Below are 10,925 nucleotides of genomic sequence, written 5' to 3' on the forward strand. Positions count from 1 at the left end.
GGTATGACGTTTTACCAGTCTAGATTTTTGTTAACCGAGCGGCACCGTCTCTACTTCGATACCTTAATACGTCGCTTGGTTAAGTTACTTACCGCATCCTCAATTAGACTAATATCCACCGTAGCATCGACGGTTTTGTTGGTAGAGTAAGTCGTGTTACTCACAAGTTTACCGTTTTTGAATAAAAGTGCGTTGTCTTTATAAACAAATTGAAAATAGCCATCTACAAAGTGTGTTGTGATATGGGATGAGTCAATTTGATCAAAAGGCTTATCTATCAAATTATCATTCGTGTATTCGTCACAGCCAATACCTTCAGATAAATAGGTCGCAACTATATTTTGCGGCGAATAGGCCGTCTCAGGAATATTGTCAAATCCAACAAACAAAGCTGACGTTTTATAAAACACTTTCTCGTTTTCGACGGCTTCGTCAACAAAAACTAAAACCTTTTTGTTACTCGGCTGAGCGATGAGCATTTGTTCTTCAAAGCCAGCCGTTAACATTTGAACCTTAACAAGTGGCTCTGCAAAAAACGAATTAATCAAAACCAGCTCAGAGTACGGTTGATAAAGCCCTGGTAATCCAGACTTAAAGTTAAACAACAAAGAGCTAATGTCCGATGGAATATTTAACTGATTTGATGATTCAAATTGCACATTGTTTTTGGATAACCATTCAACGGCTAAAAGCTCACTTTCTACTGGCAAAATGATAACGCTTAGTTTGGGCTTGTTTGTCAGATCACATTGTGCCGCTTTAGTGGGCACGAGTTGGTAGTCGCTGCCACCGACAAACGCCTGTTTGTCTTTGCTTTCTTGATATTCTTGCAGGTCAATAAGCTCGTAACGCGCCAATAGTGTTTTAGCGGTTAACGGGTAATGCGCTGGGAACATAGATGCTTGTTTTGCAATGTCCGGATTAAGTGTCGCATCACCCCATATATGCAAAAAATGACTTAAGAAAAATGCACCAATTAAGCTACTAGATAACACCTTTTTGTACTTAAAAGCCTGTAGCTGGTGGATGCGCTTCCATGTGAGATTACTGACCAAAAACTGATAAGCCAGAATAAAGATGAATACACCTAGTACCATGACGAAGTATGAGTCGCCCATCATGGCTAAGTACACATCTTCAACTTCTCGCAACTGCTTGAAGCTACTTGATGACAAGTGATAACCCAAACCGCGATAGGCTAACACGTCTAGAAATAAATACAGTTGAAATATAGAGGCCATCACGGCCGACACACCACGAATATGCCGTTTGTAAGGAAACAACACGATGACCGGAAAAATAGTCAGTATAAAACAACTGAGAGATAAAAAGGCAAAGTGACCAATCCAAGTCACTGCAAGATAAAACCAGCCCGATAAGGAATCAGGCATGGAATAATCGACCAAATAAAAAGAAGAAAACAATAACGCCAGGATTAGGTTTGCAAAAGTAAACCAGTGTCCCCACGACAATAGATTAAACGGTTGCTCCGTTTCCCATTGACTCTTTAGCTTAATAACCATTTATTATTGTTTTAATCCTTTTAGGCGACTTTTAGTGTTTTGCGTCTTTGACTGAATTTAATAATGCATCCGCAAAGCTTTGAGCTATTTGTTGTTTTACCTCAGGTTTCACGTTGCCGTCAATAATATTACTAACAGTATTTCCTAGGGCAATAAGTGCAAGGTCAACTGATACTTTATTATTTTCGACGACATCAAGTAGTTGTTCGACTAAATTATTAATCTCTTCGTTTGAGTATTTTGATATGATTGGCATAAGTAATTCTTGAAATTGGTTCTGTGTGCCAATACTACCATAATAAGTAACCAGGAAAAATCATGTCTTTAGCCGTAAATCAATTTTCAATCGCATTTTATGAAAAACAAGCCGACACCGAGTTTTCAACAAAGTGGGCGGTGATGACGGACGATAGTTTGGCAAAAGCAGAATCGTTCGTTGAACAACTGCACAATGTATACAACGCCAAACCAAGTAAAAGCTACGCAGCTTTTAACGAAGAAAAAAACACGGCATTTTCACAGCGACTTCACACTTATTTAAACCAAGAGATCCCGTTTGACCACCTGTCAAAAGACACTTTAGGATTGTTTCAAGCCGAATTGGAAAAATACGAGTTTGAAGAGACAGGCTATTTGTTATTAATTGACTACGAATACGTCGCGACGCGCTACTTCATGGTCGGAGTGGTAAATCTTTCTGAACATTTCTCTGTTGATTCAGAGTTTGGTATCAAGCGTGAACGTCATTTGGACATTAATAAGATTCAATTAGCAGCAAGAATTGACGTTAGTTCGTTATTGCATTCGAGTGAAGACCTAAAAACAATTTCATTCATCAAGGGCAGAGCGGGTCGTCAGGTCAATGACTTTTTTATGGACTTACTTGGCTGTACTGAGACCATCAATGCTAAGACTCAATCTAAAGAGTTAATTGGCGCTATTGATGAATTCATGTCGGCAGAAACACTCGACGCCAGTGAAAAAGCTGAGACACGTGAAAAGGTATTTGAGTATTGTAATGAAAAAATGGCCGCTGGAGAGGATGCCCGCTTAGAAGAACTAAATGATACGCTAAGCATGTCTGCGGATAACGAGTTTAAAGACTTTATCAGCCAACAAGACTACTCATTTGATGACAATGTTACGTTAGATAAGTCGACCGTTCGTAAACTAGTTAAGCTGTCTGGTAGCGGTGGTGGTGTTTCTGTCTCATTTGACCGTATTTTATTAGGTGATAGAGTGAACTACGATCCGAATAATGATCAATTAACGATAAAAGGTGTGCCGGCCTCATTGAAGGCAGTGCTGCTTGATGAGTTTGGTTTGGAATAAAGATGGACGTTAAAAAAGAGTTAAATTTAAAAAAGAAAATTGCTAAAAAGGTTCGTGAAAAGGCGATTAAACGTGCTGAGTCACGAATAATGTTGGCAGGGAAAACTCCAGAAGACTTTAATGAAGTGCAGCTCGAGGTTTTGGTGAAAGAAGAAGAGGACAAAATTTTTAGCAGCTATAAGGAAAAAGGGCTTTTAGTGTTGGCCTCGTTACTTGGTTTATCACTTTGGAGTTAGTCGCTTTTAGGAATTTCGGAGAATTATCATGTTTCAACAAGTGGTGCGATGGACATTTATCATCACAATATGGAAAAAATACAAAGGGCAGCTATTAACCACAATTGGTTACTTGGTGAGTTTGTTGTTGGTATCACTCGTCCATCAAGACTATCTTGAGTATTTAACCGCGTCAGGTGAGGGCAGAGCGAATGTTGGGCTATCCTTTGGACTTAAGTGGCTTGCCTATATTACCCTGACCGTTTGCTTCTATTTGATATTTACTGGTTTCTCAAATAAAACTCAGCGGAATACCGGACACAAAGGTTTAGGTTTTCTGGCTAAGTTTAGAAACGCTTCTAAGAATAAAAATGGCGCGAGCACCCAATCGGCCTTTAGCGGTTATGAGCAAGGACAAGATCAACCAACTAAGACCAGCACACAATCGCAAACTGGACCATCAGCACAGTCCGATGACTTAGATAGATCTAGAAGTAAAGGCTCAGACCCTTTTGCGAATATAAGAAGTAAAGAGAAACTGCGTTCTGAAGCAGACGTCATGTTGGACTTAAATAAAAAAAACGAAGGCTAGGCCTTCGTTTTTATTAAGTTTGATTCGTTTTCTTGGCTTGTTCGGGCTCAATGTCGTTACACCACCTCGGTGTCAAACCAATTAAAACTTTAGCTCACTGATCTCTTGAAGTTTTACGATACGGTCTTTAATCATATAAATTTGACACTCTTTTGCCATAATCACCGCAGACGTCATATCTGGTAACGTTGCCAAATATTGCCATTGGCAAGTGGCCTTCTTGTACCTTTCAAAATGCTTTTGCGCTGATTTAAACAAGCGTAAAGAGTCAGTGTTGCCGTTTTTCGAGTTTTCCTCGAGTTTGATTTGAACATTGGTTTCCCAGGTCATTAGCTCGCGCTCAACTTGGACAAAAGCAGCGTCTAAACACAAGGTATAATCCATCGGGTTTTGATGTTTTTGTTTACAGTCAGTAATTTCTTTTGAGTTGTAAAAGAAATCCGCCTGACTTGGTAACGCCACCAGGGCAAGCATTGTGACAAACGAAAAAGTCAATGTTTGTATAAAATATCGCTTCAAAACGATTCCTCAAAATTAACGGATTAATACGCTTAAGGTAAAACTTTTTTGTACGGTTTAACCGTTGAGCGCTCATAAACACCAGCTTCGATGTATGGGTCTTTATTTGCCCAATGTTTTGCTTCTTCCAAAGACTCAAACTCTGCAATGACCAACGAGCCTGTAAAACCTGCTTCACCAGGATTTTCAGAGTCGATTGCAGGGAGAGGTCCGGCCACTAACAAGCGTCCTTTTTGTTTTAATTCCTGCAACCTCGCTAGATGTTTTTCACGTGTCGCTAAACGTGTTTCTAGTGAATTAGGTTTGTCTTCCGAATAGATCATGTAATACATATTGGGATCTCGTTGTGGTTAATTACAACGCCTTCATCTAATTGTAGTTTATGAAGCCGCAATTGTTTTTTGCGGATTCTGCTTTAATTGACATAAAAATCAAGTCGAATGGGAAGACAGTTTATAAATTACTTGATAGCATGAGCCGTCAAAACAAAAATAATTATAATAAAGGTAGTTGGTATGAGTGCTGATAGAGAGCATTTTTCTTCAAAACTTGGATTTATTTTGGCAGCGGCTGGTTCGGCTGTCGGTATAGGGAATTTAGTTGGCTTTCCAGTAGCAGCAGCTAAAAATGGCGGTGGGGCGTTTTTATTAATTTATGCCTTATTTGTCATCATTATTTGTCTTCCTGTCATGATGGCTGAAATGGCCGTCGGTCGACACACCAAAAAAGACCCGTTAGGCGCATACACAAAGCTGTCTGACAACGACGGTAAATGGAAGTTAGCCGGTTGGATCGGCGTTATCACACCATTTATGATTGGTGTCTTTTATCTAGTTATCACGGTTTGGATTTTTGGTTATTTATTTGGGGCCGTGACAGGTGACCTCGAGTTGCTAGCTGATCCAAATACCTTTGGTGAATTTATCACTGGCAAATCATTATTTGTCTATATGGCTATCGTTGCAGCGATTACCGGCTTCATCTTAATGAGTGGCGTAAAAGAAGGTATAGAAAAGGCTGCTAAGGTTTTAATGCCTTCGCTGTTTGTGTTACTTGTCCTACTTGTTATTTATGTATTGACGCTAGACAACGCAATGGCAGGTGTCTCGTTCTACGTATTGCCAGACATGAGTAAGATCACCGCAAGTGTTATTAGTGGTGCTTTATCACAGGCCTTTTTCTCATTAAGTTTGGGTATGGGTATCCTTGTTACTTATGGCTCGTATATGAGCAGTAAGCAAGACATTCCTGACTCGTCTAAACTGGTTGCATTAACAGATACTGGTGTAGCATTTGTGGCAGGCTTATTAATCCTTCCGGCTATATTTAGCTTCGACCCTAATGTTGATACCGCTAACCTGTCTGACTCGTCAGTTTCATTGATTTTTGTCTTGTTACCTAAGATTTTCCTATCGTTACAAGCTGACATTGGATATGCCGGTGCAAGTGCAGTAGCGTCGCTATTTTTCTTATTAGTATTTTTTGCGGCAATCACGTCGTTGGTATCGATTATTGAAGTACCAAACTCAGCGATTATGGGTGCAAAAGGGGTTTCTCGTAAAAAGTCACTATCAACACTAGCAGTGATGGTTTTATTACTAAGTGTCTTTGCGTCAATGTCATTTGGTATGTCTGACTTCTTTACCAAGTTTGTCAGTTATGCGGGCGCTGATAAGTCACTATTTGATGTTATTTATGACGTTTTCTACGACACAATTCTACCGCTAAATGGTTTACTGATTTGTGTATTTGTCATTACGCGTTGGAAAAAGGCGAACTTCAAAAATGAATTACTAGAAGGTGCAGCGCCGGGTAAACACCAGTGGTTACTCAAGTATGCTGACTTTGCGTTATCAACCTTCATTCCGATTATCTTAGCGATCATTTTCGTTAACACAGTGGCGATGAAATTCTTCGGAGTTAACTTATTGTTCTAATGCAGGAGCAGTGAGCTTTGAGTATAAAAAAGACCGCTAATTAGCGGTCTTTTCGTTTGTGTTTTGGCTTGTGATTTTTCGTGTGTTAAGGCCTGCACCTAAATCGATAGCGGTTGGCTATTCGATGTAGGTATCTTCTTCCTCTGGCGCGTCATCATCACCCATAAACACACCCCAGCCATCAGAATAACCTTTGTGCTTCTCGGCAATGCGTTTGTATTCAAGTTCAAAGTCTACAATAGCTTGATACTCAACCTTCATGACTTTTGATACTTGCAGTTCAATGGCATCAGCGGCCTCGCCACCGTGGTCGTAGTTACGAGTTTCAACTTTAACAAAAGGCTCATCATTATCGATTCGAGCCATGAAAATTTTTGCCACGGTATCAGCGTCGTCTTCACTATGGAAAAGGGCGTAAAAGTCGACGACATATTCTGGTTCAAAATCAAAACCGGCTTCGGCCATTTCCTTTAAAATCTGACCCGTTTCATCATTTGGGAATGTCATATTTTTCCTATTGTCTGTTTAACCGCATTTGATACGGGATTGTGTCGTGGTGAGTCGAACGGTATGGATTTATGTCTAAGCCGCCACGTCGTGTGTATCGAGCGTAGACACTTAACTTTGTCGGCTGGCATACCTTCATGATGTCAGTAAAAATACGCTCTACACATTGCTCATGAAACTCGTTGTGCATTCTAAATGAAATAAGGTAACGAAGTAACGATTCGTGATCGATTGCCTTACCTTCATATTCAATAACAACACTGGCCCAGTCTGGCTGATTAGTGATTAAGCAGTTCGACTTTAACAAATGACTGTTAAGAGTCTCTGTTGTTACTTTTCCGTCATCAATTGACTTTAATAAAGACGCGTCAAAGTCGTAGTGATCAACGTCGATATCGATATCGTCAATATTTGTTCCAGGTAAAGAGGTTACTTGAAAGTGTTCGACTTCAGTTACTTTAAATAAGTCGACGGTAACAGTTTCTCCTGCACATTCGCTCAAGTCAGTGGTCATGGCATGAGATACTTCTTGCCAGTCGTTAAATCGCGTTTGGTTGAAGCTGTTTAAGTATAACTTAAACGATTTGCTTTCAACCAAATTAGGGCTAGTAACAGGAATACGAAATTCGGCGATAGCCACGACAGGCTTTCCTTTGGCGTTGAGCCAACTTACTTCATAACCTGTCCATAAGTCAGTCCCCTTAAACGGGAGTGTCTCGCCTAAATTTAAATCATCGCGGTTTAGGCTACGAGGCACCGCTTGTAGTAATTCGGGTTGATATTGTGTGGCGTACTCAGTGGTTTTTCCTAAGGTTAGGTTGTCGAGTGCACCAGAGTCGTTATAATTTGCAGTCATTCTTGAGATTCTTTATTTAGATTCTTACTAACTAATTGCCGTATATTGTAATTGGCAACGATTAAAAGTGAAACGTTAATGTCGAAAAACACTGATTTACATGCCGCTTGGACTCAATTTATTAATAGCTGGTTAGAAACCGCAGAAAAAACGGGTTATCCAAAAATTGAACCTGACTCAGACTGGCCTTCACCGTGCGAATTTGAGGTGGCCGGAAAAGTATACTGGAAGCCAGTGTTGATAAACGAACACAGCGATAAAACGTTTGCTTTTGATAACGTAGAAGAGGCGCTAGGGGTTCAATTAAATAAAGAATATACCGAATATTTTTCTATGTACTTTGCTGATGGTGTCAATGCTATTCACGACAAAGGACCGTTTCAGTTTTTGCAGGCATGGTCAGAAGACGACTTTGACCGCTTACAACAAAATTTAATTGGTCATTTATTGATGAAAGATAAATTAAAACAATCACCAACACTGTTCTTTGCGGTCACTGACGAAGACGATCTTAATTTAGTCGTCGACAATGAAACAGGTAATGTCTGTTTAGAGTATGTCGGTAAAGAACCTCACGAAGTGATTGCCAACAGCCTAAGTGAATTTATTCGCTCAGCCAAGCCGGCAGAGGCTCAATAATCAATCTTCTTTAAGAAAACTGTGAAGCACCTTCAGCTCTTCTCTAATCGATTTGAGCTCGGCTTTGACGTCGCTGAGCTCAGCTTTCAACGCTTTTGTTTCTGTTTTTAATTGGGTGACTTCTTCCATTAAGGTTTGCGTATCTGAGTCGGCTAGCGGTGTTTTAAGGGCTTTGCTGCAGGTATCACTAGACGCGTGTTCATCCAAACGCGTTTTAGCTTCAGCAGGCATGCTTTGATACTGCTTAATACCACTGACAATGACTGGCAGTATTTTAGGTCCTTGCATGCGGGCTTTCACTAGTGCCACGCTGGGTGTTTTACCCTCTAGTTCGAGTGTTCTACAAATGATTAAAATCTCATTTGTGTTCATCGCGGATACTCCAATTATCTGAATTTCTTTATAATTTCCAAACTGTCTCAGTGGTTATATTGACTAAGGTGTTAGCGAATTTTACTAATTGATTAGTCTCAACCGCTAATGAATGAATAACAATGTTTTTAAATCTCTTTAAAAATCAATGGTTTAAAAGTTGGAACTATATTTGTATAGTACAAGGCAGTTCAGTATTTTACTGATAATAACAAATACCCTGTACGAAAACATGGAATTAAAAGGAAACTAACAATGAAATCAACTTTAAAAGCTGCTCTATTAATTATCCCACTATCTTTTTCTCTAACGGGCTGCATCATCGTCAACAGCGATGAAGTTGATCCTGATAACTGGTCTTCATCAAGCGACTGGAAAAAAGAGCAACGAATCAATAAAGAAAAGATTGCCACACTTGAACTAGGTGATAGCTATAACAGTGTTAAAAATACGATGGGCACACCTGACTTAAACGAAGCGTTTGAAGACAATGGTGAAACGGTTCAAGTATTGTTTTATCGCACAAAGCACGTGCATTCTGACAGCCAAACGACAAAAGATGAGTGTACGCCATTAATCTTCAAAAACGGCAAGTTAGTAGGCTTTGGTCACAAAGCTTATAACAAGCTATAAAACGCAAGAAAACTCCTAATTTAGCTGAAGGGCAGGCCTTTTCCCAAGATTACGCCCAACTTAAAATAAAAAGCTTTCGTATTTCGCTACGAAAGCTTTTTTTTGGGTTAATTATTGGCTGGAATCGCACTGACCTCTTGCCACTGCGTTCGCTTAACTTGTGTGTTGTGATCGATTGCGGTGGTCGCGGCAATCTTTGTGTCATCAGCACTGACTGAGATTCCCGATAACTTCATTGGTACTTCAATTTCCGTCATCTCACTATCATTTAAATTAATACGATATACAGTATTGGTTGATGAAAAATACACATAGAAATGTTCATTAGTGATACTCATCATATTTTGATAAATATTTAAGCTTATCGGCAGTTCGATAGTGAGTGGCTTAGTTACTCCTACTAATGAGTTGAATGAAGTGTAATAGACATGGCCATCAGGCGCGGTTAATAACTGGCGAGGCTCTTTTGACTCAATTTTTTCGTACGTACCAGTGATTAAATCGTATTGCCAAAGCTGAACTCGTTTTTCAACCGTAATTACAGCGAATAATTTCCTGTTATCTGGACCGATCACAGCGTTGTTTACGAAGTGATCTGACGGAAATTCAACTTTTCGTTTTTCGCCTGTGTAACGGTCCATCAAATATACGTTTTCCTGGTAGTGAATAACATACAGTGAGCCATCCCTAGAAGCGGTTGGTGGATAGATTATTTTACTGTCAGCTTCACTAATGCTAGTCAACCGTCTTAATTGGTCTTTGAAAAACCAGTACTGATAAGCACCACTTCTATTGGATACAAATATAAGGCCGTCGTTGGTAAATCTTGGGAATTGATTGACTCCATCTGCCTCAAACACATCGTCTTCTAGGACGTTAAATGCCATATCAAAAACTTTAAGTTGGTTTTCGGGGTTTGCCTCATCAACGGTTAGTGCTTGGTTTTTATTAATAACAGCTACGTGTCTCATGTTTCTTTTATCGACAAACTCAAGTGTAGTGGTGACATTTGTCTTCAAGTCCAGCCACTTCAAATTCCCCTGACCATTCCAAATTATTGACTGGCCATCCCCATACCAACGAGCCATTTTGACAACTTCACCGAAAGGAAAAGAAAGGATTTTTTTATTTTCTTTTGTCTCTAAGTTGTAAATAAAAACATCGGTAGGCTGTTTCTGAACTTCTCTTTGATACAAGATTTGTTTGCCATCTGGTGATAACTCGAAGAGTCGAATTCCTAAGTATTGACCATAGGAGGGGAGAACTATAGTGGAAGACTCTGTCTCAAGATCCCAATAACTGATATGAAAAGCACCATCTTTTGGTTCGGTGTAATAAATACCCTCGCCATTTGGTGCCATATAAGCGAGTGTAAAGCCACCATTAGGGCAAGGCATCACTGTTTTATCAAATTCTATTTTCGGGAAATCTTTGGTTTCGAATAAGGCCCACATACAGTCGTTGCGCGAGTTGCCAAGTAACTTAACTAATACTTTTGATGTGTTGATTTGCCAAGATGCAGCAATAGTTTGATAGTCTTTGTAAATAATAGGAACGGTGCGATCGTCGTTCAGATGACTGACGTAACTCTTCGAAACCCCGTCTTGTGAGTTCACAAATGAGAAAAGTTGTTTGTCAGAAGAAATCGCTGGCCAATATTCTGCGCCTTTTTGCCATGTCGCAGGCACAGAGGTTGTTTTAATCTTAGTGGTAAAGCCAACCGGGCTACTTGAAGGTGATTGTTGAGTTGCCTCTACAGCCTGATGTGACTGAGGTGTTGAGCTCACTGTCTCGGTTTGT

General features: G+C 39.9%; 14 protein-coding genes. 6 read left to right on the plus strand and 8 right to left on the minus strand.

Translation table 11 applies throughout. The features are described 5' to 3' along the window. Positions 1-50: 50 nt before the first annotated feature. Both AC4E96_RS07225 and AC4E96_RS07230 read right to left on the minus strand, forming a co-directional pair. A complete protein-coding gene (locus tag AC4E96_RS07225) occupies positions 51-1,523 on the minus strand; it encodes a DUF3413 domain-containing protein (protein WP_490255354.1) in 1,473 nt (490 codons plus the stop codon). 31 nt (positions 1,524-1,554) lie between these two features. After that, complete coding sequence (locus AC4E96_RS07230; RefSeq protein WP_488032788.1) at positions 1,555-1,779, minus strand: DUF1414 domain-containing protein; 225 nt, start codon at positions 1,777-1,779, stop codon at positions 1,555-1,557. A gap of 62 nt (positions 1,780-1,841) precedes the next feature. On the opposite strand from AC4E96_RS07230, the gene AC4E96_RS07235 reads away from it, so the two are divergent. Genes AC4E96_RS07235 through AC4E96_RS07245 form a run of 3 tightly spaced genes read left to right on the plus strand, consistent with a single transcriptional unit; the run spans position 1,842 to position 3,662 of the window. Then, positions 1,842-2,855 (plus strand): nucleoid-associated protein, encoded by a 1,014-nt coding sequence (locus AC4E96_RS07235; protein WP_488032789.1) that lies wholly within the window; start codon positions 1,842-1,844, stop codon positions 2,853-2,855. Between the two features lie 2 nt (positions 2,856-2,857). Beyond that, positions 2,858-3,091: a hypothetical protein gene (locus tag AC4E96_RS07240; RefSeq protein WP_488032790.1), complete on the plus strand. Its 234-nt coding sequence runs from the start codon at positions 2,858-2,860 to the stop codon at positions 3,089-3,091. Between the two features lie 28 nt (positions 3,092-3,119). Then, complete coding sequence (locus tag AC4E96_RS07245) at positions 3,120-3,662, plus strand: hypothetical protein (RefSeq protein ID WP_490255355.1); 543 nt, start codon at positions 3,120-3,122, stop codon at positions 3,660-3,662. Positions 3,663-3,743: 81 nt separating this feature from the next. Here AC4E96_RS07245 and AC4E96_RS07250 read toward each other — a convergent pair whose 3' ends face one another. Further along, on the minus strand, positions 3,744-4,181 hold the full coding sequence (locus tag AC4E96_RS07250) for a lysozyme inhibitor LprI family protein (protein WP_490255356.1): 438 nt from the start codon (positions 4,179-4,181) through the stop codon (positions 3,744-3,746). A 32-nt stretch (positions 4,182-4,213) separates the two neighbouring features. After that, positions 4,214-4,513 carry a YciI family protein gene (locus AC4E96_RS07255; protein ID WP_488032793.1) on the minus strand — a complete coding sequence of 100 codons (300 nt, stop codon included), beginning with the start codon at positions 4,511-4,513 and terminating at the stop codon, positions 4,214-4,216. A gap of 183 nt (positions 4,514-4,696) precedes the next feature. Here AC4E96_RS07255 and AC4E96_RS07260 point away from each other — a divergent pair, with 183 nt between their 5' ends. Then, a complete protein-coding gene (locus tag AC4E96_RS07260; protein ID WP_490255357.1) occupies positions 4,697-6,118 on the plus strand; it encodes a sodium-dependent transporter in 1,422 nt (473 codons plus the stop codon). Between the two features lie 117 nt (positions 6,119-6,235). On the opposite strand, the gene AC4E96_RS07265 is transcribed toward AC4E96_RS07260, so the two are convergent. Beyond that, the gene (locus tag AC4E96_RS07265; RefSeq protein ID WP_490255358.1) at positions 6,236-6,625 is read right to left on the minus strand and encodes a ribonuclease E inhibitor RraB; all 390 of its coding nucleotides are present in this window, start codon (positions 6,623-6,625) and stop codon (positions 6,236-6,238) included. A 7-nt stretch (positions 6,626-6,632) separates the two neighbouring features. Beyond that, positions 6,633-7,481 (minus strand): NADPH-dependent 7-cyano-7-deazaguanine reductase QueF, encoded by an 849-nt coding sequence (queF, locus tag AC4E96_RS07270; protein WP_490255359.1) that lies wholly within the window; start codon positions 7,479-7,481, stop codon positions 6,633-6,635. A 78-nt stretch (positions 7,482-7,559) separates the two neighbouring features. Between queF and syd the strand changes: the two genes are divergently transcribed. Beyond that, complete coding sequence (gene syd / locus AC4E96_RS07275; protein ID WP_490255360.1) at positions 7,560-8,120, plus strand: SecY-interacting protein; 561 nt, start codon at positions 7,560-7,562, stop codon at positions 8,118-8,120. Here the strand turns inward: syd and AC4E96_RS07280 are convergent, their stop codons facing one another. Continuing rightward, complete coding sequence (locus AC4E96_RS07280; RefSeq protein ID WP_490255361.1) at positions 8,121-8,492, minus strand: hypothetical protein; 372 nt, start codon at positions 8,490-8,492, stop codon at positions 8,121-8,123. A gap of 255 nt (positions 8,493-8,747) precedes the next feature. On the opposite strand from AC4E96_RS07280, the gene AC4E96_RS07285 reads away from it, so the two are divergent. Beyond that, positions 8,748-9,125: a DUF3192 domain-containing protein gene (locus tag AC4E96_RS07285; RefSeq protein ID WP_488032799.1), complete on the plus strand. Its 378-nt coding sequence runs from the start codon at positions 8,748-8,750 to the stop codon at positions 9,123-9,125. 107 nt (positions 9,126-9,232) lie between these two features. Here the strand turns inward: AC4E96_RS07285 and AC4E96_RS07290 are convergent. After that, positions 9,233-10,925: TolB family protein (locus AC4E96_RS07290; RefSeq protein ID WP_490255362.1), on the minus strand; the 1,693-nt coding region annotated here is incomplete at its 5' end.

Source organism: Psychrosphaera sp., assembly GCF_982872775.1.